The sequence below is a fragment of the Streptomyces sp. NPDC007983 genome, assembly GCF_042958345.1.
In the GTDB taxonomy this organism is placed as follows: Bacteria; Actinomycetota; Actinomycetes; order Streptomycetales; family Streptomycetaceae; genus Streptomyces.
Genome location: NZ_JBIBJI010000009.1, coordinates 35,874 through 59,855 on the forward strand (window position 1 = coordinate 35,874; position 23,982 = coordinate 59,855).

The 23,982-nt window shown below is 68.2% G+C and carries 24 protein-coding genes and 2 pseudogenes; 4 read left to right on the forward strand and 22 right to left on the reverse strand.

Going from position 1 to position 23,982, the window contains the following annotated elements; translation table 11 throughout:
* Positions 1-10 precede the first annotated feature (10 nt).
* The 4 genes and pseudogenes from ACFZCY_RS26780 to ACFZCY_RS26795 all read right to left on the reverse strand — a co-directional run.
* Positions 11-814 (reverse strand): annotated as a pseudogene (locus ACFZCY_RS26780) (SUKH-3 domain-containing protein); the annotation flags it as partial.
* 140 nt (positions 815-954) lie between these two features.
* The gene (locus tag ACFZCY_RS26785; RefSeq protein WP_391178401.1) at positions 955-1,074 is read right to left on the reverse strand and encodes a hypothetical protein; all 120 of its coding nucleotides are present in this window, start codon (positions 1,072-1,074) and stop codon (positions 955-957) included.
* Positions 1,071-1,343, reverse strand: coding sequence for a YwqJ-related putative deaminase (locus ACFZCY_RS26790; protein ID WP_391178404.1), 273 nt, complete (start codon positions 1,341-1,343; stop codon positions 1,071-1,073). The genes ACFZCY_RS26785 and ACFZCY_RS26790 overlap by 4 nt, the downstream gene beginning before the upstream one ends.
* Complete coding sequence (locus tag ACFZCY_RS26795; protein WP_391178407.1) at positions 1,336-1,815, reverse strand: SUKH-3 domain-containing protein; 480 nt, start codon at positions 1,813-1,815, stop codon at positions 1,336-1,338. The genes ACFZCY_RS26790 and ACFZCY_RS26795 overlap by 8 nt, the downstream gene beginning before the upstream one ends.
* A 239-nt stretch (positions 1,816-2,054) precedes the next feature.
* On the opposite strand from ACFZCY_RS26795, the pseudogene ACFZCY_RS26800 reads away from it, so the two are divergent.
* Positions 2,055-3,243, forward strand: a pseudogene (locus tag ACFZCY_RS26800) (IS110 family transposase).
* A gap of 124 nt (positions 3,244-3,367) precedes the next feature.
* On the opposite strand, the gene ACFZCY_RS26805 reads toward ACFZCY_RS26800, so the two are convergent.
* The 14 genes from ACFZCY_RS26805 to eccB all read right to left on the reverse strand — a co-directional run bounded on the left by ACFZCY_RS26805 (position 3,368) and on the right by eccB (position 15,470).
* Positions 3,368-3,703 carry a YwqJ-related putative deaminase gene (locus ACFZCY_RS26805; RefSeq protein ID WP_391178409.1) on the reverse strand — a complete coding sequence of 112 codons (336 nt, stop codon included), beginning with the start codon at positions 3,701-3,703 and terminating at the stop codon, positions 3,368-3,370.
* The gene (locus tag ACFZCY_RS26810; RefSeq protein WP_391178412.1) at positions 3,703-4,593 is read right to left on the reverse strand and encodes a hypothetical protein; all 891 of its coding nucleotides are present in this window, start codon (positions 4,591-4,593) and stop codon (positions 3,703-3,705) included. The genes ACFZCY_RS26805 and ACFZCY_RS26810 overlap by 1 nt, the downstream gene beginning before the upstream one ends.
* On the reverse strand, positions 4,569-5,012 hold the full coding sequence (locus tag ACFZCY_RS26815) for a hypothetical protein (protein WP_391178415.1): 444 nt from the start codon (positions 5,010-5,012) through the stop codon (positions 4,569-4,571). Before ACFZCY_RS26815 ends, ACFZCY_RS26810 begins: the two co-directional genes overlap by 25 nt.
* Before the next feature lie 168 nt (positions 5,013-5,180).
* Complete coding sequence (locus ACFZCY_RS26820) at positions 5,181-5,432, reverse strand: hypothetical protein (RefSeq protein ID WP_391178417.1); 252 nt, start codon at positions 5,430-5,432, stop codon at positions 5,181-5,183.
* Between the two features lie 720 nt (positions 5,433-6,152).
* The gene (locus ACFZCY_RS26825) at positions 6,153-6,893 is read right to left on the reverse strand and encodes a hypothetical protein (RefSeq protein ID WP_391178419.1); all 741 of its coding nucleotides are present in this window, start codon (positions 6,891-6,893) and stop codon (positions 6,153-6,155) included.
* Positions 6,894-6,923: 30 nt separating this feature from the next.
* The gene (locus ACFZCY_RS26830) at positions 6,924-7,229 is read right to left on the reverse strand and encodes a hypothetical protein (protein WP_391178422.1); all 306 of its coding nucleotides are present in this window, start codon (positions 7,227-7,229) and stop codon (positions 6,924-6,926) included.
* A 26-nt stretch (positions 7,230-7,255) separates the two neighbouring features.
* On the reverse strand, positions 7,256-8,014 hold the full coding sequence (locus ACFZCY_RS26835; protein WP_391178425.1) for a YbaB/EbfC family nucleoid-associated protein: 759 nt from the start codon (positions 8,012-8,014) through the stop codon (positions 7,256-7,258).
* A 268-nt stretch (positions 8,015-8,282) separates the two neighbouring features.
* Positions 8,283-9,623 (reverse strand): S8 family serine peptidase, encoded by a 1,341-nt coding sequence (locus ACFZCY_RS26840; RefSeq protein ID WP_391178428.1) that lies wholly within the window; start codon positions 9,621-9,623, stop codon positions 8,283-8,285.
* Positions 9,624-9,718: 95 nt separating this feature from the next.
* A complete protein-coding gene (locus ACFZCY_RS26845; protein WP_391178431.1) occupies positions 9,719-11,074 on the reverse strand; it encodes a WXG100 family type VII secretion target in 1,356 nt (451 codons plus the stop codon).
* A gap of 71 nt (positions 11,075-11,145) precedes the next feature.
* Entirely contained in the window at positions 11,146-11,625 is a 480-nt protein-coding gene (locus ACFZCY_RS26850; RefSeq protein ID WP_391178433.1) for a hypothetical protein, read from the reverse strand.
* Between the two features lie 112 nt (positions 11,626-11,737).
* Positions 11,738-12,019, reverse strand: a complete 282-nt coding sequence (locus tag ACFZCY_RS26855; protein WP_391178435.1) for a WXG100 family type VII secretion target — start codon at positions 12,017-12,019, stop codon at positions 11,738-11,740.
* 42 nt (positions 12,020-12,061) lie between these two features.
* Positions 12,062-12,406 carry a WXG100 family type VII secretion target gene (locus ACFZCY_RS26860; RefSeq protein WP_391178438.1) on the reverse strand — a complete coding sequence of 115 codons (345 nt, stop codon included), beginning with the start codon at positions 12,404-12,406 and terminating at the stop codon, positions 12,062-12,064.
* Between the two features lie 182 nt (positions 12,407-12,588).
* Complete coding sequence (mycP, locus tag ACFZCY_RS26865) at positions 12,589-13,890, reverse strand: type VII secretion-associated serine protease mycosin (RefSeq protein WP_391178441.1); 1,302 nt, start codon at positions 13,888-13,890, stop codon at positions 12,589-12,591.
* 20 nt (positions 13,891-13,910) lie between these two features.
* Positions 13,911-15,470: a type VII secretion protein EccB gene (eccB, locus tag ACFZCY_RS26870; protein ID WP_391178445.1), complete on the reverse strand. Its 1,560-nt coding sequence runs from the start codon at positions 15,468-15,470 to the stop codon at positions 13,911-13,913.
* 238 nt (positions 15,471-15,708) lie between these two features.
* On the opposite strand from eccB, the gene eccE reads away from it, so the two are divergent.
* From eccE to ACFZCY_RS26885, 3 genes are all read left to right on the forward strand, one after another.
* The gene (gene eccE / locus ACFZCY_RS26875) at positions 15,709-16,956 is read left to right on the forward strand and encodes a type VII secretion protein EccE (RefSeq protein ID WP_391178448.1); all 1,248 of its coding nucleotides are present in this window, start codon (positions 15,709-15,711) and stop codon (positions 16,954-16,956) included.
* Positions 16,956-17,735, forward strand: a complete 780-nt coding sequence (locus ACFZCY_RS26880) for a hypothetical protein (RefSeq protein ID WP_391178450.1) — start codon at positions 16,956-16,958, stop codon at positions 17,733-17,735. The genes eccE and ACFZCY_RS26880 overlap by 1 nt, the downstream gene beginning before the upstream one ends.
* Before the next feature lie 203 nt (positions 17,736-17,938).
* The gene (locus ACFZCY_RS26885; RefSeq protein ID WP_391178453.1) at positions 17,939-20,944 is read left to right on the forward strand and encodes an SCO5717 family growth-regulating ATPase; all 3,006 of its coding nucleotides are present in this window, start codon (positions 17,939-17,941) and stop codon (positions 20,942-20,944) included.
* A gap of 95 nt (positions 20,945-21,039) precedes the next feature.
* On the opposite strand, the gene ACFZCY_RS26890 is transcribed toward ACFZCY_RS26885, so the two are convergent.
* The 4 genes from ACFZCY_RS26890 to ACFZCY_RS26905 all read right to left on the reverse strand — a co-directional run bounded on the left by ACFZCY_RS26890 (position 21,040) and on the right by ACFZCY_RS26905 (position 23,904).
* Entirely contained in the window at positions 21,040-21,996 is a 957-nt protein-coding gene (locus tag ACFZCY_RS26890) for a bifunctional riboflavin kinase/FAD synthetase (RefSeq protein WP_391178456.1), read from the reverse strand.
* Positions 21,997-22,119: 123 nt separating this feature from the next.
* Positions 22,120-23,040 carry a tRNA pseudouridine(55) synthase TruB gene (truB, locus tag ACFZCY_RS26895; protein ID WP_391178459.1) on the reverse strand — a complete coding sequence of 307 codons (921 nt, stop codon included), beginning with the start codon at positions 23,038-23,040 and terminating at the stop codon, positions 22,120-22,122.
* Positions 23,037-23,531 (reverse strand): 30S ribosome-binding factor RbfA, encoded by a 495-nt coding sequence (gene rbfA / locus ACFZCY_RS26900; RefSeq protein ID WP_391178463.1) that lies wholly within the window; start codon positions 23,529-23,531, stop codon positions 23,037-23,039. The genes truB and rbfA overlap by 4 nt, the downstream gene beginning before the upstream one ends.
* Before the next feature lie 76 nt (positions 23,532-23,607).
* Positions 23,608-23,904 carry a DUF503 domain-containing protein gene (locus ACFZCY_RS26905; protein WP_055556847.1) on the reverse strand — a complete coding sequence of 99 codons (297 nt, stop codon included), beginning with the start codon at positions 23,902-23,904 and terminating at the stop codon, positions 23,608-23,610.
* Positions 23,905-23,982: the final 78 nt, after the last annotated feature.

Here is a 23,982-nt window from a genome sequence, read left to right on the forward strand (position 1 = left end):
GCCGAGGGCTTCAACCGTTCGTGTCACCGCGCGCGGTGGCGTACCCGTCCACCTCCGCCGCCGCGTCCAGCAGGGCCCGGTGACGGTCCGCGTCGAGCACGGCCGCTGCGCGGGCCGTCATCCGTACGAGGATCCCGCGCACGCCCTGTCCGCCCGCGGCCAGGGAACAGCCGACGGCAGGGCGCCACGGGGGCTCCGGGGTGGCGGTGAGGAGGTCCAGCCGCACCTCCGCGGTCCCCAGGGGCACCGGGCCCAGCGCCTGCTCCATGGCGTCCACGAGGGGGTCGGCGTTGTCCTCTAGCGTCCCGCGGCGCAGCCGGAACTCCCGCTCCATGTGCACCGTGCCATGCCCCCGGAACCCGACGATTCGAGCCCCCACCGCGCGAGTCGTCAGGAGTCCGTGGCGGTGCAGCACATAGGCGAGCACCAGGGCCGTTCTGACCAGGTCGGATACGACGTCTGCTGTTGCGGCGCGGGACAGCTCCCACTCCTGGCTCCAGGGCTCGACGCGACGGGGCGCGCGGCCCTCGGCGAGCGACACCAGCCCCTCGGCCGCGGACTCGCCCAGCAGCCACCCGCCACTGTGATCAACGGCGAACATCCGTCCCTTCTCATCCACCGCCAACAACGCGTCGGCCTCGGTGCGGCCGAAGGGAAACAGCCGGCTCCCCAGCTCCTCGGCCAGACCGGCGAAGGTGCGCACGGCGTGGCACCCCAGAGTCGGATCGACCACACAGCCGGTGGGCGCGACATCGATCCCCGGCCCGGCCGGGGCAACGGTGAGGCCGTGGAATTCCCGTAACGCCCGCTCGGCAGCGGGAAACGGCTGTCAGGCGGAAGCTCCGTCCAGAGCCACCACGCTCGTCGTCTCGAGCATGCTCATCAGGGCACGCTGCCCTTCGTCCCGTCCGGGACGCCACCCAGCAACCGTCAGCGCCTCGCGACCTCTGCCGCTCACGGCTGCATGATCTCCACGCCGAGCCGCTCGAGGAGAGCGGTGCAGGAGCGGCAGGGCCTGGTCGTACGGCCATGCTCGGGGTCGCCGTGTTCCCGGATCAGCTTGGAGACGATCACCGCCCCCGCGAAATGCCCCCGACCTCGTCGAGCCCGGTCCGGCCCCCGTCGGGCCGGGACTCGTCCAGGGACCACAGCTGGTCCGAGATCAGCGCGGATTCGGCACAGTAGCCGAGGAACGGCTCACGCAGCCGGGTGGGGAGTGCGCCGAAGAACGCGCTCACCGCGGGGTGAAGGTCAGGCTCTCCGTCGCCCGTGAGGTTCGTCTGGCTGAAGATGTTTCCCTGGATCAGCAGACTCGAGGAAACTCCGAGGTCGATGTCAGACATAGTACTGACTCGCATGCACAGTCTTTCCTGTCAAGCGATTGACCAACATCTCAGTGGGTCCACGGCCGAGGAAGTAGGGCCCTGTGTCGTGCAGGTAGAAGAAGCGGCTGTCCTCGTCGATGAGGAGAACGCCTCCTTCATAGGTTTCGTACCCCACGGGAAACAACGGGACACCGAGGTCTCCGGCCAGCTCAACGATGTCCTCGGCATCCTCTTCGTAGCCGCCCGTCGGGTCGAGTACGAGGGTGACCGTCGGACTGATGGGGAGCCTCAGCAAGCCGTAGGAGTGCAGGAAGGAACGTGCGGTGGACAGCGAGGCCAACTCCTGCCCCTGGCTGTGAAAGTCCTCGATCCGCTCAGCGATGAGCGCGTCAGCACGGTCTCCGATGTCTCGCCCTGGGGACCATCCGTGCTCGGCGAGCCAGTCTTCGAGTTCACCAGCGGAAGAGGGCCGGTGCATGGGCCGGTGCATGGGTTGTCCTACCTTTCAAGGGTGGTTGCTCTGGTCATTCGTAAGATCGGAGGGCCCAGGGGTTCTGGGTATGGCTGCCATGGGCAAGCCGGTTGGATGGCTCAAAGGACTTGGCCGCCCGGAGCCCCGCGACGACTCGACCGCCAATTGGGAGACGCGACTCCGATCGCTGCTGTAGGACAACGTCGGCGAGGTCGTCTGCGGGTGTGATGTGACACGGCGAGCTGGCGGAGGGGAACGTGCCCGAGATCTGGGCCGGAGTGGACATCGGCAAGGAACACCACCACTGCGTGGTGATCGACACGGACGGCAAGCGGCTGTTGTCCCGCCGGGTCCTGAACGACGAGACCGAGCTGCTCCAGCTCATCGGCGACGTCCTGGCGATATCCACCGACGTGCTGGACCGTCGACCTCAACCATGGCGGCGCCGCCCTGCTGATCGGCCTGCTGCTCAGCCACGACCAGCCCATGGCCTACCTGACCGGCCTGGCGGTCTACCGCGCCTCGGCCACCTACCGCGGCGAGGGCAAGACCGACGCGAAGGACGCCTTCGTCATTGCCGACCAGGCCCGCATGCGCAAGGATCTCGGCCTGCTGCGGCCGGGCGACGAGATCGCCGTCGACCTGCGCACGCTGACGACCCGGCGCCTGGACGTGGTCTTCGACCGCACCCGGCAGCTCAACCGTCTCCGGGCCCAACTGCTGGAGATCTTCCCCGCGTTGGAGCGGTCGCTGGAGCTCGTCAACAAGGGGCCGGTGATGCTGCTGACCGGATACCAGACCCCCGCCGCAATTCGCCGGGCCGGTGCCAAGCGGATCGAGACCTGGCTGAAGAACCGCAAGGTCCGCAGCGCCGCCGTCCTCGCGAGGACGGCCGTGGAGGCCGCCCAGGCCCAGCAGACCGCGCTGCCCGGTGAGAAGCTGGCCGCCGCCATGGTGGCCCGCCTCGCGAAGGGGGTGATGGCCCTCGATGAGGAGATCGCCGAGCTCGACGCCCTGATCGAGGCCCGGTTTCGCGAGCATCCGCATGCCGAGGTGATCCGCAGCCTGCCCGGCATGGGCCCGAAGCTCGGTGCCGAGTTCATCGCCGCGACCGGTGGCGACATGGATGCCTTCGGCAGCGCCGACCGCCTGGCCGGCTTCGCCGGCCTCGCTCCCAGACCCCGCGACTCCGGCCGCGTCAGCGGCAACCTCCGCAGGCCCAGGCGATACCACCGCGGCCTGCTGCGGTCGATGTATCTCTCGGCGATGGTCAGCACCACGACGTGCCCCGCGTCCAAGGCGTACTACCAGCGCAAGCGGAGCGAGGGGAAGGGCCACAAGCAGGCCCTGCTCGCGCTCGCCCGCCGCAGGCTCAACGTCCTGTGGGCGATGATCCGTGACGGACAGTGCTATCAAGGTTCACCTCCCGTCACGGGAGCGGCTTGACATCACGATTGGGAAGTCCTTTCTCCGTGGACGAGGCTATCGATGGGCCTCGATCCCCAACCGGGGGAGCATGGTCCTACAGGAATCGCACGGCTCTTTGTAGTCTCCGTGCGCGAGGGGAATCTCACCCTTCTGGTTTCCGATCTGCCGGGTATGAACGACTGCTCCCGAACAGTTTCTCGCGTATGTCATCCTCTGTCGTGATGGACTGGCCCGTGGGGTCGAGTTGATGCAAGCGATCGGAAATCAGAGCTACTTCAGCACATTTGCCGTGCCCGATCCCCTTGACTCCATTACCCGCGTCGGCATCCGCTTCGATGCTGTCCAGGGTACGTTGCAGGGCCGGATGCACATCCGGCGTCTGCCCAGCCTGCTCCCTCGCGCGCTCGTGCTCCGGCAGGTCATCGCTCACCTTCTTCGCCTGAAAGCTGGTGTGCGAGGTGATCTGCCCGTCGTGCATCAAGCTTCCGGCGCAGCCCGTCTGCACACGGCTCTTTCCGATGGGCGCCACACCCTTTTCGCTCTGCGGCCGCGGTTCTCTCGCCTTATCGGCAAGGCGTTTCGACTCTTCCTCCAGCGCCCGCCTCTGCTCCTCGGGAGGCCGACCCCGGACATCACGGACGTCCAGACGGTGGTGCCGTGTCTCCCGGGCCGTGCGGCCATGCCAGTTCGGCCCGCCGCCCGATCCGCCGGCGCCGCCGCCGGGAGGGTTGCCGCCACCGCCGCCCCCGTTCGCGGGAGGCAGGCCCCGTTCGGATCGCGGTCCTTCTCGAAGCTCGCGCGCGCCTTCTGGTTCTGGGCCGTCTGCCCCCCGCCGGCCTTGACCAGCCCGTCCCCGACCTTGTTCAGATGCGTCTTCAGCTTGCTGTGCGCGTCGCCGAGGGACGTCATCGCCTCCTCGACGACCCCTTCGATCGCCTGGGCCAGCGACCCACGACCCTTGGTGCGGTTGAAGGACATGCGCCCCCGGCCGAGGTGGGCCCCGCCCTTCTCGTCAAGGTGGCGGGAATGGTCGCTCACCCGGGTGGCGAACAAACCGTGCTCGTGATCGTCGAAGACGAGATCGCCGACGCCGCCGCCCGCTCCCCCGCTTCCCACGCCGGCGAGCACCAGCCCGCCGCCCCCGGCGCTCGCCAGTTGCACGCCGTCCTTGCCGGCCTGTGCGGTCTGCCCCAGGTCGACCCCGTCCTGGATACCCGCCCCGTCGGCGGCTACTTGGACGATGAGGTCCGTCGCCATGGCACCCAGCGCGGCGAAGACGGGTCCGGTGGCGATGGCGAGCAGTTCCTCGGCGGCGTACTCGGCGGCCTCCTTCAGCAACCGCTTCACGATGGTGCGCGTGGTCGCCACGCCCGCCACGGCCCCGAGTTCGGACAGGCCCAGCGTGAAGGGCGCCGCGGCCTGGGGGCCGCGACCTCCGCGGCGAGAATGCCGAGCTGGACGATCGCCGCGCCCTTGGCGCTCTCGACGATCACCGCGGCCCCGTCCAGCGCACCACCCAGCAACCGGCCCGCCTGGGCGAGATTGTGCAGATGCTCGGCGTTGAGCTTGCGCATGTGCGCGTCGATGGCGTCGGCCATCTCGCCGCGGTTGGTGGAGATCAGCCTGTTCAGGGCGGTGTTGGTGTCGCCCCGCCCCGTGTCGACGTCGTCCGCGAACGTACGCAGCGCGTCGGCCATGTCGCGATAGTCGTCCTCATCCACGTTCGGCCAGGCCACGCCGATGAGGTCGAGCACGAAGGCCAACTCATCCGGTAAGACGACACCCATCCCCACACCCCCGTATGGCATGTCAGATCCCGAGGAACCAGGACAAGATTACGGGGGGGTGGGTAAGGTTGTGTCGCTTCTTGATGCTTTTGTCGTCTGCTGTGACAGAGTCATTGCGGTGCGATGAAGTGACGCGGAACCCAGAAGTTGGCCCCCGGCGTGCAGCTCTCACAACTCCCTGACGAGCTGGCGCGCGACATCCTTGGGAAGCAACCTGTATCGGGCCCGAACGGCGAGGACAGCCAGCCACTCCCCCTTCTTCGCCCGGATCCGCCGCAGCTCGTCCATATCCAGCGACGCACGCAGTTCGTCGATCGACGAGAAGTTACTCGCATACCACTCACGTCGCTTGCGGCGCTGCGCGTACGATTCCGCGCATACCGGGCCGAGAGCGGCGACGAAAAAGAGTACGGAGATCAAGTAAATATTACTCGGCGAGTTTCTGGCATCACCGGTCCACACTCCCATGCCAAACCACCCGAACGACAGAATTGTGGCGCACCACAGGACAATCCGAGGCCCGTACATACCGACTCCTCACCTCTTGAACCGAACGACGAGGCGGATACCTCAACAGGTCACAGGCATCCTCAACCAGCGTGAGAAGTTCTTCCGGGACAACAACATCGATTCCATCGCCACCTACCGTCAGCTCCACGCCTTCGGACAGCTGCCGGGCGAACTGTGGGGCGACGCCTTCCTGATCATCGACGGCTGGCGGTCCTTCAAGACGGACACGAGACGCTGGAACCAATCGTCGCCGACATGGACACCCTCATCGGCAGCCGTATCCCGGGCGACGCATCGCTGCCCCCGACGGCCTGGCTGCGGGAGGAGTGAGGCAGCGGTGACGCCCGAGCCCCGGGTGCGGTCCGGGGCCCTCAAGGCTTCGTTTGCCACGAACGGCAGGACCACGCAGCGGTGGTCAGCGACGCTCGCGCTGCTGTTGCCGTCGCGCAATCACCTCACCCACGGCCGGAGATCCTGCACCCAGCACACAGAGGATAATGATCACCGGCTTGGGCGCAGGCCCGACGGCATGGTCAGTGAGAACTGGCATCTGCAACCACAACACCGCCAGACCCGTGATGGTCCAGGCGACAAGGCGAGCGAGCACAGGTCCACTCCAATCTTCTCGGGTCAGGCGGTTCCGCTCGGCCAGTGGCCGTCCTCCGGGAACCCGGTGTCGTCCACGGAGTCACCCTTCAAATCTCCGAGGGCCTTCGACGCTTCACTGAGTATTTTCGCCAGTGCCGCCAGAGCACCGCCGACGACGAGCCAGCCGGCCGCCCCCTCGCCCATGGCCGTGACCACAGCGATGGGGATGCCGATCCCAGTAGCCGCCGTGCCAGCGGCAGCGATCACGGCGAAGATGAACTGGACCAAGAAGGCGCCCATCGCTGCGTAGAAGAGAATGCCCGCATTGGCAACTGAGCTGAGCGTATCTGATATGGAAACAGCACTGGTGCTCACTCGACCCGCGGCGGCTGACTGCCCCCAAATGGCACCTACATAGCTGTCGGCACCATCCCCTTCCCACTTCCTAGGCGCCAGCAGGTTTACCTTCATAGTATTGGAGGAGGCGCTGCTCGCCTTTCCCCGTACGGTTTCGTCCTGCCAGACGAGAGAGTCCAGGTGCAGCGTGAGAGGAGCGAACGAGCCCTTGAAAAGATCAGTGAGCTTCTTGGTCACCCAGTTAATGAACTTGACCAGCTTGTTCACCGCAGCAATAATCACCCGGGCAAGCGGGCCGGGTATATACCATTTATTTGCCGCACTTTCGCCTTTCTTGGCGAAATCGGCATTATGCTCCCCGAGCTTCCGAATATTGCGCTCGATTTTCTCGATGAGTTCTTCAAACGCCGTCTTACTGAACTCCATTACCTTCCCCGCCTCTCCAGCTTCCGACTGCTAGTATGCGCCTTCGACGGATTTCTTGGTTTCTGCCTCATGGTTGTCATACGCCTTCGCGTTCTCGACCAGTGCGTCGGCTATTTCCGTCATCCGGTTCTTCCCCTCGGAGCAACGATCGGCCAGGTGATCGATGGCGCCCGTGTAAGCGGATACAAGAGGCGTGAACATGCCCCACTCGACCAGTCCGGGGCGCAGCCCCTTGATCGTGGTCCCGACCTCGCCTATGGCTTTGGCCTGCCGGTCCCACATCCGGGCTTCACTGCGTATCGCGTCTGTCACGACCTTGAGATGCGATTTACTCATATGCTGTCAGTTCCCTTCAGAGCCAGTCAGCGAAGCTGCTGAGGATCGTTGAGCATGGCGAGAAACTCGCTCATAAGGCCTTGGCCCTGCGCCCCCAAGTTCGAAGCGCCGGCCGCACCGGGACTTTGAGTCGTGGCCAACTTGGCGCGGGCGTTGTTCAACGCTTCGCTGAGCGCCTGGTTCAACCGGACAGTTGACTGCTTACTTGCCCACTGGGGATCGATCTCGCAGGAGACGAGGGTCTGCGGGGTCACGGCAACGATGACGCGGCGCGCGGCGGACTCTCCCCTGACCTCGGGCGGCTGGAACGAGTCCGTGTCAAGTCGTTCAAGGGCCTCGAAAGCCGAGAGTGTGTCCTCGATCGCATCCTGTGCGGGGCGGTGAACGGCCTGGTGCGCCCCCTGGCTGCCCATCCATTGCGGGATGGGGGGCGACGCCGACGACTCGGACAGTTCGAAGTCTTTGTCGATCCGTTCGGCCCGCTCCTCCCACCCTGTTTGTTCGAGGCTGCGTGACCAGCCTTCCATCAGTTCCCGCAACGCGGACTCATACGCCTCGAAGACTGCTTGACCGAGGCCGTCCGGGCTCTGCCTGCGTTCCCAGTCGGAGGCCACTTTGATGGACTCTGGAAGTTTGTCAGGACCCAGCTGGACAGTGACGGCCCCCTGCACGTCTTCGCCTACAGCATGTTGCGGAATCTGCTCCTGCATATCCGTCATAAGTTGCTGGAGCTGTTCCGCATATTGCTGGAACTCCCGCATCCCTCGAAAGATGTCGTCAGTCACACTTCCCCCTGTCTGGCCGCGTACGATCCTTTTGCCCCTTGCGTTCACACATCAAAGGCCGCACGCCCATCCGGAACTCGACTCTCGAACGCTAGCACGACACTGACGCTGGGGCATCAATTATCACGCGTGGCACTCCAATTGAATCGTCCCCCTGACAGGAATGAATCAATCTTCACCGGGAGGTCACAACCAACGGCCCCCGGTCACTCGCTCAGCGAAGTGACCGGGGGCCGTTGCCGGATGTGAACGACCAGCGTCCGTCCTACTACGGCGGGGGGCCGAACGAGTTCGGGGGTGTCTGGTGGGGCGGAGTCGTCGGGGGCGGCGGAGCTCCGTACGGCGTGTACGCGAAGGGCGGTGCGCTCGGCTGAGGCGGGAGCGACTGCGCTCCGGCCTTTCGGCGGCGAAGGACCACGAACAGTGCGAGGGCCGCCACGACCACAACAGCGACGCCGGCGATAACCCAGGGAATGACGCCGCTGCCCTTGCTCTTCTTGCCCACCGCCTTGTCCGCCGCGCCTGCCGAGGAATCGGCGGGTGCGGCGGATTTGCTCTTCGAAGGCGCCGACGGCGCGGGGCTCTTGGAGTCACCCGAAGAAGAATCGTCCGGCTTGTTCGCCTTCACGAGTGGATTCACATCAGCCGGCCCCGGATCGCCCTTGCCGTCCAGCAGGTTGATGCGGGGGCGGACGGTGCCGTAGCCGATGTAGCGGCTGGGGATCTTGCCCTCGGTCGGCTTGGCCGCGGTCTGCATCATGACTCGGAGGACCTGGTTGCCGGTCCACTTGGGGTGCTTGGCCCAGATGAGGGCGGCGGAGGCGGAGGTGATGGCTGTTGCCTGGCTGGTGCCCCGACTCTTGCAGTAGCCGGGCTTGTTGTTCATACAGCGAATGGGGATGTCGTCACCCGCGGCCGCGAGCGCCACATGCGGGCCGTATGACGAGAACTTCGTCACGGTGAACGTGTCGTCTACCGCTCCGACAGCGGCCACACCGTTGCTGACCGACGGATACGTCACGTCATTTCCTTCGTCGCCAGAATTCCCTGACGCAGCGAACAGCAACTTGCCGCGACTTATTGCGTAGTCAATCGCCTTTTGAAGCTGCGACCTTTGAGTAGCCGTGACTTGATAATACGGGGTCCCCAGCGACATGCTGATGATCTGCGCATCACTGTCGGCCGCATAACGGATCGATTTGATCAGGGCAGGCACATTGTTCGTACCAGCCTCTTTGGTCGAACCAAATACCGTCAACGGAAGGATGCGCGCATCCGGGGAAAGACCCTTGATTCCCTGGCCGTTCAAGCCATTGCCGGCAACGAGCATGGCCATCGCCGTACCGTGACCATCCGGGTCCTGACGAGCGTCCTTGTCCGGTTCGACGAAGTTCTTCCCCTTGAGGACCTTGCCCTTCAACTCCGGCGCGGAGGCGTTGACCCCGCCGTCCACCACGGCGACCGTGATGCCCTTGCCCGTGCTGACCTTCCACACCCGCTCGGCCTGCATACGATCGAGATACCACTCGCGGTCACGCATGGTCTCTGCCGCAGCGGAGGGGGCCATGACGCCCCCGACGACGAGCATGGAAGCGAGCAGGGAGGTCACCGCTCGCCATTTCCTCCACGCAAGCGTGCCTGTCGCTTCCATGCCACCCACCGTTCTTCACTCACCATCGACGGCTGCTGCTCCCACAGCCCGTCCTACTCGATCACGGGAGGCACGATGTCGCGCCGTCCGATGTTCTGATCATCATCGTCCATGAGGTAGCCCGGGCGTGCCCCTTCCTCACGGTCATCGTTCCGGCGCCGAATCTTCGCGGGCGTGCCACCGATCGGTCCCACGTAGCCGTTGGCGTTCGTGGCCCCGCGGACCAGTCCGGAGCCGCCGGAAGTGAAGTTCCTGCGCGCCCCCTGGGTTCCGGACGAGCGGGGACCGCCGCCCACCGCTCCATGGGTTCCGCCACCCATCATTCCGCGCCCGACGGCTTGGGAGGACTCATTACCGATGACCGTGCCGCGCACCTGACCTCGTGGCGCGTTCGTTGGGCCATGCGTCGGCATGCCTCCCACGATGGGCCTGTTGGGGCCTGGCGTGAGGGGAGGCCGACTCTGAGGGTTCGTTCCAGGACCCACCGGTCCGGGGCCGGTGGGCGTGACGCGCCCCACGGGCCCGGGACCCGGGCCGGGCCGTCCTACAGTCGGCATGGGGCCCGGGCCCTTCCCGGAGCGTCCCCCAGTCGTCATGGGGGGAGTGCCGGTGGGAACGGGCGGCATCACGCGTCCCGGGCCAGGGTCCCCGGGAGTTGGGGAAGGGACGGTGCGCGCATCGGACGGCGTTGGTGTGACAGGCGGCGCCTCCGGCATGTGCGTTCCGTCGATGTTCGTACCTGTCGCCTCAGGGACGTGCACTTGCCCGACGTCTTTGGGACCGCCCCCAGCACTCCCCCCAGATCCCACATCCGCCGGAGAGACGGAGAGATGCTGATTGCCGGACGAACCGCCAGCGTACGGGGCTGCTTGCACGCCCCCGACGCCTCCGGAGGAACCGTATGCGGACTGGCCTTCTCCGAGTTGGGGATCTGGAACGATCTGAGTGGGCAGTGGCTTGAAGACCGGCGGCTTGGAATTGTCAATGGCCATCTTGCCCGAGGTGTAGGCGTTGGCCAGCGGGATCATGTACTTAGTAGCGAAGTCGTCCCGAAGCTGGTCCGTCTTCTCCTTCCGCTCGGCCAGCGTCTCGTCTTTCTCACACGGCGGCAGCCCGGGCTTGTTCTTGATGGCCTTGTGGGCAGCTGTGCTTGCGTGGTCCATAAGGGCGCCCACGTCCCCCGTGAACTTCGACAGCTTCAGCACTTCCTTGGCGAACTGGTCTCCCCACTCCCGGAAAGCATCGCCGCCCTCGCCCTCCCACTTGACCCGCTCCACGCGCTTCTTCAGCTCGTCGCCGATCTTGTCGAGCGCTTTCGACGCGCTCTTGAGAGCATCACCCTTGTCCTGGATGGCCTGCCAGTCCGCGCCCTCGATCATGGAAAGAAGCTCGTCGAGATCCCGCGTCATGAGGTGGTTCCCGTCCGAGCAGGAAGGCGCCTTCTCCTTTGGATCACCCATGTCCGTGCACCCCGTTCAAGTCAACCACCGGCTCCGCCGCTGCCCTTGCCCTTGCCGCCACCATCTTCCTTGCCGTGCTCGGGCGGCTTGGGGGGATTCTTTTCCTTCTGGTGCTGCTCCCAGAACCGCTCGGTGCGCTTCTGGATCCTCCGGAGGCGCAGCGCCTCCTCTTCGTCGATCTGCTTGTAGTCGCCCTCAGCCATGTGGACCGTGATCCCCATAGCCTCGAGCTGCTGCCCGAGCGTCGCGGACAGCAGTTCCAGTTGCGCGTGCACCGTCTCGTAGGCCGTGGCGAACACGCCGGCCTCCGTGAAGCTCTTTGACCCGAACGCGGTCTGGGCCAGCTTGCTGCCCGTCATCTTCTTGTGGCTGGCCTCCGACTTGTCCAAGTCATCGATCAGCCTGTCGACACGCTTCTTGAACTCCCCCAGGTCTTCACCGACATCGAGCTTGCCTTGGGAGGAGCCATGTTTCTTCCCCCCCGACTCTTCGTGCCCCACAACGCACCTCCCCGTTATTCCTGAAATCGACAGATGTGGGTGTGAGATGCTCTGATCGCATCTCACACCCACGAAGTCGGAGAATCCCCCCGACCGTTTCCGGCCCGTTCCTTCAGCCCTGGAAGCGGCGAGCCTGGGCCTTGTCGTTGCTCTGGTAGCCCTCGGTGGCCTTCGTCATCTTCGACGAAATCGACAGCAGGTGCTCGTGAAGGTTGCCCACCTGCGTTTCCCAGTCGCGCTGACGGTCGTAGAACGCCCGCTGGGTTTCACCGTCCCAGGTGGCGACGACCCTCTTCACCTGGCCCATGAGCGTGTCGAGCTCGCTCTTCATGGTGTTGGCGGTGTGCTTGACCTGGTTCGCGGCCTCAACGACGCGAGAGTAAGTAATCTCCATGGAAGCTGTGTCTCCTATGACGATGCGGGCGGGTGAGGGGGATCAGGAGACCTGGAACTGGTCGAGCACGTGGTTGCTTCCCACGCCTTCCGCGGCCCGCTTGAATTCGTTGAGATGCTCGACCTCTTGCGCGTCGAAGCCCCCCTTGCTCGCCTCCACCGCCTCCCTGGTGAAGGCCAGAAGCTTCTGGATGCGCTTGACGTCCTCGTTCGCCTGTGTCTGCAGATGGTTGTACGCGTTGGCCGCGATGCCCTTCCAGTGCCCCTCAACCGAGTTGATCACCTCGTTGAGCGCGTTGAGCCTGCCGGTCAGCCCGTCTTCCATGTGCTGGAGATCTTTGATCAACTTGTCGATCTCGCTACCTGTAAGCCGAAGCTTGTCTGCCATATCGCACCTTCCCCCATGAAATCCGGTATGAGACGGCCGCCACCTCGACGGCACCTCGCCGGGGCGTGGATTCATGTCGTCGCCAGTCACTCTAACCGCCCACGAAACAATGGGGTTGGCGAGGTGGCCGGTTGTGACAGCGCCGTTACGACTTTGATCGAGTGCGACCGAGTTGTCCAGTGCTATTCCCCATGAGGCCGCCGACGACGCCAGTCGCGGAGGACGACCGCTCCGCCCGCCGTGAGCGAGACCAGAACCGCGGCGATGCCCAGGGCGTAGGTGGCAAGCCGCTCTTGACGCTCTTGGGGTGTCTCCCCCTGGATGAGCTTCGCGGCCTGCGGCTGCGGAACGTTCTTGGTGGCTCCGCGGTTCTCGGTGGGCCGGTCGATGGCATGGGCGTCGTCGGTGAGGGCGCGGACCGGGTCCACGACCCCCCAGCCGACGAAGCGGTCATGTCCGCTGACGCCGCGCTCCGCGGTCTGTTCGATCTGGGCGACGACCTGGTTCTGCTTCCAGTCCGGATGCTTGGCCCTGACGAGAGCCGCGACGCCCGCCACGTAGGGGGCCGAGAAGCTGGTTCCGTTGTCGACGCACTGGCCGCCCTTGGGGACGGTCGAGACGATGTCGACCCCCGGTGCCGCGACATCCACGAAGTCACCGCTCTGCGAGAAGACCGCACGTTCGTTGTTGCGGTCGGAGGCCGCCACGGCGAGCACGCCCGGATAGGAGGCGGGGTAGGTGTTCTTCGACTTGCCGTCGGCGCCGTCGTTGCCGGCGGAGGCGACGACGACGACATTGCGCTCGATCGCGTAGGCCACCGCCTCCTCCAGGACGGTCGAGGGGCGGGCCCCCTTGGTGTCCTGAGAGATGTTGATGACCCCAGCCCCCTCGCCGACGGCCCTCTTGATGGCCTGCGCCATCGTCGCAGGGGTGCCCCGGCCGCGCTCGTCGTTCTGCTGGAGGGGGATGATCTTCGCCTCCGGGGCCAGGCCCACGAAGCCGGTCCCTTCATGTGGACGCGCGGCGATGATGCCCGCCGCCTTGCTGCCGTGGCCGACCAGATCGTCCGTGCCGTCCTTGGACGGCGGTTTCTCGGACTCGGGCGCGTTCTTGTCCTTCGGGAGGTAGTTGTATCCGCTGCCGGCCTCGATCGCCGTCTTGAGCTGGGGGTTGGTGTCGTCCACTCCCGTGTCGATCACGGCGACCCGCACCGGCTTCCCCTTGGAGTCGCGGCCCTTGGTGTCCTTCCACAGCTGATCGAGAACGATGCGCTGCAGAGCCCAAGGGGTGCCCTTGATCTGCTTCTTCATCGGGAACGTGCATTCGCCGCTCCCGTCCGGGACCGTGCGGGAGGGATTGGACGACGGGGAGTCGGCCGCCGCGGAGTGGACGGGGCCCACGGCTCCGGTGAGTCCGACGAGCAGGCCCGCTGCCACCAGCCTGGCGACATGCTTCGTGGACGGCACTGCGTTCAGTGGGTTCACCCGTGGCTTCTTCTTCGGCACTACGATCCCTGCGGCTTCCTGGCGCTGTTGTAGTCGAGCCGCGGTCCGATGGGAAGGAACTCCGACCACGTCGCCGGAATCGGCAGCGGGTCAACACCTTCGTAACCCAGCCGGATCTGCGCCTGGTTGACGTTCGACGGGTTCGTCTGGTCGGCCTTGGCATCGCCGTCGCCGACCTTCGGCTTCCCCGCGCTGCTGTCACCGTTCGACTGGACCTGGTAGCGCAGGCCGGTGTCGGTCACCAGGAAGACCGATCCGGTCTTGGTTCCCCTGCCCTTGTACTGCCGGTAGAGGAGTCCGGTGCCGGGGGTGACGTATGCGCTGGTGGCGCCGTCGACGACGGTCGCGGGGTATTCGGTGCCCGCCCAAGCACCCAGCTTGGGGGTCCCGTTGCCGCTGACCCCTTCGAGGATGCTGCACACCGTGTCACGCGCCGCGCCGCCCTCGGCGGCGTTGACGGAGTTGGCCTGCCGCGGCGCGAGGCTGGGCCAGTCGTTGTCGCCGTAGAACTCCCCGCCGTCGGACGCAAAGTCGGCCGCGCTGACGCGCTCCGGCACCCCGGCCTGATCGAGCGAACGCAGCTGATCACTGCCGAGCAGCAGCCTGGCGACGAAGTCCGAGATGCGTGCGACCTTGCCGGGCAGCACCACATAGTGCTGGGTCCCCGGCCCCGTCTTGGCCTGCAAGACCATGCCCACCCGGTTGGCCTTCGCGCTCAGAGTGTCGACCCCGGCATCGGCCTTGATCTCCCCCTGGACCGAGGGGAAGCGGATGGGCGAGCCGTCCTTGAAGGTGTTGAGCCAGTCGTTGGTCACCTGCTGGGGCTTCGCCCCGTCGTGGAAGAGGACACGCAGCAGGAGGTTGTACTCGCCCTCGCTCGTGGACTGCTTGCCCTTCTCGCCCCCGATCAGGTACTTCGTACCATTCGGATCCACGAGGTAGCGCGCTCCCCCGCTGCCCTCCACGTAGAGGGCCTTGTTGCCGCGCAGCCGCTGGGTGCCCTCGACCTTCCTCGCCTCGCGGTCGGCGAACAGGAAGACCGCCTTCTGCGTGGTGTTCTGGTTGCCGCCGGGCTGTTCGCAGACCGCCCAGCGCTTCCTCTTGCGGGCTTCGCTCTCCGACGGCATGCGGTCCGGGGCATACGGGATACCCAGGGTGGGCCCGCGAGGAATGTGACCGTCGTCCAGCTCCGACTCCTTCACGTCGACGATGCTGGACTTGTCCGGCGTGAGGAGGAGCTTGGCGGAGGCGAAGTTGAGCACTGGATGAAGCTGCTTCTTGCCACCGGTCTTGAGGATCACATAGCGCGTCGTCGAATCGCTGCCGACGATGATGTGGGACTCGGGCTCGTCCCAGCCCTTGGGCGCCGTGGGTTTGAACATGCCCCACGCCCCGAACCCCGCCAGAATCAGCGCCCCGATCACAACGCCTGGCACGACCGAGCGCAATGGCCGCGGTGCGGCCTCTTCCGAGACGCCGAACGAAGGCCGTAGAAACGCCGCAACAGTCCGCTTTTTCGCAAAGGTGTAAGCGTTGAGCTCATCTCGCCGCGATGCCATGTGTCGCCGCTTCTCCCCGGTTATGTGTCCTTGGCCCGAACAATCAGGCGCCGACTCGGGCCCGCTACCGGCCCCCGGCTCTCTACTATGCCGGTAAGCGATGCGGGCGCGCGATCGAGGTGGGCGAGGAAGGCAAGACGGTGCTCAACAGCCATACGGCTTTCCGATACCGTGACAGCGCGATCCGCCGTCCCGCGAGCCGTGTTGTACCAACGAAAAAGGACAAAGTGGTCTCCTGATGAGCTCTGCCACTCACACCCGCGCACGCTCTCCCGAGCGTGGCGCCTCGCGGCAGCCTTCACGTGGCACGGGATTCAGGTTTCTGCGGCTGCAACAGCTCGTGCTCCTCGAGGTCGCCGCCGCGCTGCTCCTGATCGCGTGGAACAGGCCACTGCTGGCGGTCGCCGCCCTGCCCTTCATTCTCTTCGCGGTGTTGCGCCGCCGACAGCAGCCGATCTCCGAATGGATATCCACGGCGAGCGCACTGCGTCACCGCCAGAAGCTCGCCAAAGAACCGATTCCCGCCGATATCGACCCCTCTCTCGCACCTGCGGTCGAATGCGACCCGGCGCTGCGCACGTCCACGTACGTCGCTCGTGACCGACGGCAGATCGGAATGATCGGCGACGGGACTTTCCTCACCGCCGTCCTCCAGGTCCAGGGCACGGACAGCCCGCTGCGCCCGGCGCGCACAGAACGGCCGCTGCCGGTCGAGCTGCTGCACGACACGCTGACGGTGGACGACATCCGCCTGGAGTCCGTCCAGATCGTGCTGCACACCCAGCCGGCGCCCGCACCGCATCTGCCCCAGCAGTCGGTCGCCGCGCGGAGCTATGCGCCGCTCCATGAACAAAGCGGCGCTCCTGCCGTCCGCACGACCTGGGTGGCGCTCAAGCTGCATCCGGAGCTGTGCCCCGAGGCGATCGAGGCACGCGGAGGCGGACTGGAAGGTGTGCAGCGCTGTCTTGTGCGGGCCGTCGACCAGCTGTCGAGCCGGTTGACGGGCGCGGGCTTCGCGGCCAAAGCGCTGGACGAGAGCGAACTGGCCGCCGCCGTCGCGACGTCCGCGTGCTCCAACCCGATGGCGACCACCCAGGCAGGACGCGCGAACACGTCCTCGCGCCGCACGGTCGAAACCTCACGCGCCTGGCGATGTGACGACCGCTGGCACACCACCTACTGGATGGCGCGCTGGCCGCAGTTGGGCGCGGGCAGCACCCCGCTGCCGCAGGTCGTCGCGCTCCTCACTTCCCTGCCCGCCCTCGCGACCACCTTCAGCCTCACTTTGTCCCACGCGAGCCGGAACGGAAGCGACCTGCGGGCAGGTGCGCACGTGCGGATCACCGGACGCAGCGATTCCGAGCTGGTCGACTCGCGCAAGACGCTGGAACGGGCGGCCCGGGGCGTGAAGGTCGGGCTCGTACGCTTGGACCGCGAGCAGGTGCCGGGCATGCTCGCCACTCTGCCGTTGGGAGGCACACGCTGATGGCCATCACCGCCGCTCCCCGCGGGGGCACCACCTCTTCGGACCCGCAGGACCCGAACGCGCCCACCGCGGCGCTCAGGACGCGGCCCGGCTTCGGGCTCATCGGACCACGAAGGGAACGGCATCTGCTGTCGGCGGACCAGTTGGAGGGGCTGGCACTCCCCGTCGGTGACGACGGCGTGGTCGTCGGCGCCGACGAGCAGGGGCAGCCGGCGGTTCTCGGCTTCAGCCGCCCGGAACCGTTCGATGTGGTGCTGATCGGCGGTCTGTGGACAGCACAGGCGCTGGCGCTGCGAGCCGCCGGTACGGGCACGCGGATCGCCGTCGAAACCGGCCGCCCCCGGATGTGGGCGAATCTCGTGCAGGCCGCGGGCGGCGGACAACAGTGCATGACCGTCTTCGACGTGGGCCGCGTGCCCCCGCAGGGTCCTTCGGTGAGCAGCCCGGTGCTGGTCGTGCGGGACTGCGGCATGCGGCCGCCGCGCGGCCGGGTTTCCGCCTTGCCCTGGCAGTCGGTGCTCACGCTGCTGCCGTATCTGAGTCCCGCGGCCCCCCGGCTGCTGGAGCACGCCGGACTGGTCGGGATCCAGCGGGTCTCGCCGGACGAGGCGAAGGAGATCGGCCGGATCATGGCACTGCCGCAGGCGGATGTCACGGCCCTGTCCAACATCCCCGACTGGGTCACCCTGTGGTGTACGCGCGGATCGCGGCGCTACGTATCGCTGCAGGCGACCGACGCGGAATCCGGGCTCCTGGGAGCCCCGCGCCGGGTGGACTGACGCACTCCCGGCACCGCGGGGTGGGACGGGCCTGCCAAAGGGTCGCTCATGGTGATTAGGCTTGGTGTGTACGCGGTGGAGAACCTGATCAGGCTCCCCGGGTCGCAACAGGGGAAAGCCGAACGGTCGGACGACAGTAGCGATCGGCAACAGATCGGCCTCGCCATGAAGTTCAAGGGTGTTCGACCACACCAGGAGGCATTGTGAGCAGCGATCGGGACGAGATCCGCACGGGCGGAACCACACCCGGCGATGATCGGTCCGACGCCGAGACCGAGCACACGGGCGAGTTCACCATCGACTACACCCCACCGGCCTGGTACACGCAGAACGCTTCGCCGTCGGCACCCGCCACGGGGACCGGGGCGGACGCGGGGGCCGGGGCGGTACCGCCTCCGCCGCCCCCGCCGCCGGTCGGCAACCCGGTGTCCATGCCCGGGCCGCCGGAACCGGACAGCTTCCAGGGGGCGTGGACGCCTCCGCCCGCGGCGCCCTCCCCCGAGCCCGCGCCGGTCGAGCCTTCCGTGCACCAGGCCGCGCCGGACGGGACCGCCGAGGACGCGGGCGACGCGGAGGCGGAAGCCAGGCCGCGGGACGACGAAGCCGACGGAACACCCTCTTTGCCCGATTTCGCCGCAAACCCTGTCGCTCCGGGCCCGGCTGACGCCAGGACAGGTGACGACGACACGCCGGACGGCGACCGCGTCGAGCAGCACGCGTCCGGCCTTCCCGACGCCGCAGCCGAGGACGACGACTACGCGCTGGCGCCCGCCGCGCCCCCGTCCCCGCCGGTTGCCGCCGCCGAGACGCCCGAAACGGGCGACGACGACGGCGAGCCCGACAGCGGCGCCGTGGGGGGCAACTCCACGGTGCGGTTCTCCACCGCCTCGCTGCGGCGTGAGATCGCGGAGCAGAAGCAGGCCGCCGACGCCGAATCGGGCGCCGCCGGGACGGACGACGACGCCGACACCGGGACCGGCGAGGTGCGCAGCGAGGGCACCATGCGCTTCTCGGCGGCGTCGCTGCGCCGGGAAGCCGAGGAGCGCGCCAAGGCGGCGAGCGCCGAGGCCGAGCAGGACGCCGCGCCCGACTCCACGGCACCGCCGCAGGAGACCGGCAACAGCTGGGCGCCGCCCGCCGCTCCGCAGTCCGGGCTGCCGCCGCTGCCGCCGGACTTCCAGCCCGCCGCGCCGGATTCGGGCGGTACGGGCGGTGGCCCGGCCCCGGTCCCGGAGCAGCGTACGGGCGGGCCCGGCGCCGCCGGTGGTCCGCTGCCGCCGCAGGCCGGTCCCTGGGCGCCGCCGATGACGGGTGCGCAGGGTCAGCCCGCTCCCGGTCCGGCCGCCCCGGCTCCGGGGCCACAGCCCGCGGCGGAGCCGAATCCGGCTGCCCAGCCGGGTGGTTACCCTCAGGGCGGTCCCCTCGCGCCCGGTCCGCAGGGGCCGCAGGGGCCGCACGGTCCCCAGGGTCCGCAGAGTGCGCAGAACCCGCAGGGGCCCCAGGCTCCTCCCCCGGCCCCGCAGGCCCCGCAGGCTCCGCAAGCGCCCCAGGCTCCTCACTACGGCTATCCGCAGGCCGGACAGCAGCCCCCGGTGCCCGGCCCGGACGGTTACGGCTATCCGCGCCCGGACGCACCCGCGCCCGCACCCGCGCCCGCGCCCGCGCCCGCGCCTCAGCAGCCGTACCCCGGCCCCCAGCAGGGCCAGGGGCCGTACCCGCCGCCCGCCCCGCAGCAGCCCCAGCAGCCGCAGCCACACCACCAGCAGCCGCCCCAGCCGCAGGACGGCTACGGCTACCCGCGCCCCGACGCCGGCGCACCGGCCGATCCCCGTACCGGCGGCTGGCCTGTCGTCACGCCCGACCAGCGGCAGCGCCCGGGCGCCGGGCAGGGCAACGCGGGCGCCCCGCTCGGGTACACGGCGGCGGTCGAGCTGTCCTCGGACCGGCTGATCCGGGGCAAGCAGAAGCCCAAGAAGAACAACACCGGCGGTTCGCGGTTCAAGCTCGGCGGCAAGAAGGAGGAGGCCGAGCGGCAGCGCAAGCTGGAGCTGATCCGTACGCCGGTCCTCTCCTGCTACCGCATCGCGGTGATCAGCCTCAAGGGCGGTGTCGGCAAGACCACGACGACCACCGCGCTCGGCTCGACCCTGGCCACCGAGCGCCAGGACAAGGTCATCGCGATCGACGCCAACCCCGACGCGGGCACGCTCGGCCGCCGGGTGCGGCGCGAGACCGGCGCGACCATCCGCGATCTGGTCACCGCGATCCCGTACCTCAACAGCTACATGGACATCCGGCGGTTCACCTCGCAGGCGGCCTCCGGGCTGGAGATCCTCGCCAACGACGTGGACCCGGCGGTCTCGACGACGTTCAACGACGACGACTACCGCCGCGTCATCGACGTCCTGGGCAAGCAGTACCCGATCATCCTCACCGACTCGGGCACCGGTCTGCTCTACAGCGCGATGCGCGGGGTGCTCGACCTCGCCGACCAGCTGATCATCATCTCCACGCCCTCCGTGGACGGTGCGAGCAGCGCGAGCACCACGCTCGACTGGCTGTCCGCGCACGGGTACGCCGACCTGGTGTCGCGTTCCATCACGGTCATCTCGGGGGTCCGCGAGACCGGCAAGATGATCAAGGTCGAGGACATCGTGTCGCACTTCGAGACCCGCTGCCGCGGCGTGGTCGTCGTGCCGTTCGACGAGCATCTGTCGGCGGGCGCCGAGGTGGACCTCGACATGATGCGCCCGAAGACCCGGGAGGCGTACTTCAACCTCTCCGCCATGGTCGCCGAGGACTTCTCCCGCGCGCAGCAGGCGCAGGGGCTGTGGACGGCCGACGGCGGCGCCCAGCCGCCGCAGATGGCCCCGCCGCTGCCCGGGCAGGGCCAGCAGCCCTACCCGGGGGCGTACGCGCCGCAGCAGGGCCAGCAGCCGCCGCCGTACGGGTACGGCTATCCGCAGCAGGGACCGCCCCCGCAGCAGCCGGGCTACCCCCAGCCGGGCCAGCCCGGTCACCCCGGCCAGCCCGGACCGCAGCAGGGCTGGCAGCCGCCGCCGCAGCCGAACCAGGCGCAGCAGCAGCCCCAGCCGGGCCAGCCCTGGCAGCAGGAGGGGCAGCCGTGGCAGCAGGGCCAGCAGGCGCCGCCCCAGCAGGAGGGGCAGCCGTGGCAGCACCAGCCGCCGCCCCCTCCGCCCCCGCGGTAGCCCCGTACGAAAGGCGATCGCCCCGTCGGACCGGTTGAACACCGGTCCGGCGGGGCGATCGCCTCGTTACGACGCTTGCGTACGGAGAAGCGGGGTCAGCGGCGGCTGCCGTGCTCCTCCACCAGCTCGCTCGCCCGCTTCACATCGGCCGCCATCCGCTCCAGCAGCGCCTCGATGGAGTCGAACTTCTCCTGGCCGCGCAGGAACGCGAGGAAGTCCACCTCGACATGGAGTCCGTACAGATCCAGGCCGACCCGGTCGATCGCGTACGCCTCCACGGTCCGGTCGGTCCCGTCGAACTGCGGATTGGTGCCGACCGAGATGGCCGCGGGCATGGCCTCGCCCTCGGCCGTCAGCCAGCCCGCGTAGACGCCGTCGGCCGGAATCGCGGTGTGCGGCAGCGTCTCCAGGTTGGCCGTCGGGAAGCCCAGTTCGCGCCCGCGCTGCGCGCCGCGGACCACGACGCCCTCGACGCGGTGCGGCCGCCCCAGGACCTCCATGGCGCCCGTGACGTCCCCCTCGGCGACCAGCCTGCGCACCAGGGTCGACGAGAACGGCTCGCCGCCGCCCGCCGCGCCGCGCTCGTACAGGTCGATCACCTCGACCTCGTAGTCGTAGGTGGCGCCCAGCTCGCGCAGCGAGTCGACGTTTCCGGCGGCCCGGTGGCCGAACCGGAAGTTGGGGCCTTCCACCACCACTCGCGCGTGGAGCTTGTCGACCAGCACCTTCACCACGAAGTCGGCGGGGGTGAGCCGCGAGAACTCCTGGGTGAAGGGCAGGATCAGCACCGCGTCCACGCCCAGCTCCGCCATCAGCTCCGCACGCCGCTGGTGCGGGGCGAGCAGCGGCGGATGGCTGCCGGGCCGCACGACCTCACTCGGGTGCGGGTCGAAGGTGACCACCACCGCCGGTACGCCCAGCTCCCGTGCGCGGGCCACCGCGCGGCCGATGATCAGCTGATGCCCGCGGTGCACTCCGTCGTAGGAACCGATCGTGACGACGCTGCGCCCCCAGTCCTCGGGGATGTCCTCCAAGCCACGCCAGCGCTGCACTATGCCCGCTCCTCGCCCGAACCTTTGACTCTGCCGACTTATCGCTTTCGCAGATCTAAGACTGCCATGCCGCCTGCCCCCGCCGTGCACCGGAGGCCGGTCGGCGGGGGACCCGCGGACCCCTCAGACGAAGACGGCGAGGCTCTTGGCCCGGCCCTTCGACTCCTCCACCAGGGCCAGGAAGCGCCCCTCCGGCCCGAAGACCGCCACCGGGCCCGCCCCGGCGCCCTCGCGGGGCGGCATGTCGATCCGTACGCCGTTGCCCAGCAGCCGGGCCTGGTGCGCGTCGACGTCCCAGCGCGGGAAGGCGGCGGCCGCTGCCTCGGCGATGGGCATGATCCGGAGGGACTCCTCCAGCTGCTCCAGCGTCCGCGCGGCCCCCAGCCCGTACGGGCCGACCCGGGTGCGGCGCAGCGCCGTCAGATGGCCGCCGGTGCCGAGCCCGGCGCCGAGGTCGCGGGCCAGGGCGCGGATGTACGTACCCGAGGAGCACACGACCGTGACGTCGAGGTCCAGGACGGGCGTGCCGTCCTCGGTCTTCGCCTCGCGGCCGTCGTGGAGGACGAAGGACGAGACGGTCACCGGCCGGGCCGGGATCTCGAACTCCTCGCCCTCCCGGGCCCGGGTGTAGGACCGCTTGCCGTCGATCTTGATGGCGCTGACCTTGGACGGCACCTGCTGGATGTCCCCGGTCAGCTCGCCGATCCCGGCCCGCACGGCGTCGAGCGCGGTCCCGGCCGCCCCGGCCGAGGCGGTGATCTCCCCCTCGGCGTCGTCGGTGACCGTGGTCTGGCCGAGCCGGATGGTGGCCGTGTACTCCTTCTCGGTCAGCGCCAGATGGCCGAGCAGCCGGGTCGCCTTCTCGACGCCGATCACGAGCACGCCCGTGGCCATCGGGTCCAGCGTCCCGGCGTGCCCGACCCGGCGCGTACCGGCGAAGCGGCGCATCTTGGCGACGACGTCGTGCGAGGTGAACCCGGCCGGCTTGTCGACGATCACCAGGCCGTCCGGCGCGGCGGAGGCGGCCCTGCCCTTGCGTGTCATGCGCCCGCGGCACCCTTGCCGCCGGAGGGGGACTCGCCGTCGTTCCCGTCCGTGTCCTCGTCCTCGTCCTCCTCGCCGGGCTTGCGGTACGGGTCCGCCTCACCGGCGTACGTGGCGCCCGAGGACGCCTCGCGGACCTCGGCGTCGGCCGCCTTGGCCTTGGCGAGCAGGTCGTCGATCGTACGGGCGTTGTCCGGCAGCGCGTCCGGTACGAACGTCAGGGTCGGAGTGAATCGCACCCCGGTCTGCCGTCCGACCTCCGACCGCAGCACGCCCTTGGCGCTCTCCAGGGCGGCGGCGGAGGCCGCGCGCTCCTCGTCGTCGCCGTAGACCGTGTAGAAGACGGTCGCCTCCCGCAGATCACCGGTGATCCGGGTGTCGGTGATGGTCACATAGCCGAGCCGCGGGTCCTTGATCCGCCGCTGCAGCGTCTCCGCGACCACGACCCGGATGCGGTCCGCCAGCTTGCGTGCCCGCGCGGTGTCGGTCATGCGTCTTCTTCTCTCTTCTTCGCTTCACTCATCGATGGTCAGGGACGGTCGTCGACCGGCCGCCGGCCCCCGGCCCTCACTCGTCGTGGCCACCGTGGAACCGCCGTCGTACCGACAGCAGCTCCACCTCCGGGCGCCCCGCGACCAGCCGCTCGCAGTGGTCGAGGACTTCGGTCAGGTGGCCCGCGTCCCCGGAGACCGCCGCGAGGCCGATCTCGGCCCTGCGGTAGAGGTCCTGGTCGCCGACCTCCGCCACGCTCACCGCGTACTTGCGGTGCAGCTCGGCGACGATCGGGCGGACGACGGAGCGCTTCTCCTTCAGCGACCGTACGTCGCCGAGGAGCAGGTCGAAGGACAACGTCCCTACATACATGCATTCCGGGTCAAGCCACCCGTGGGGCCTCGGAGGTTCGGGCTTCTCGAACCGTACACGCAAGGGCCGGGGCCGATC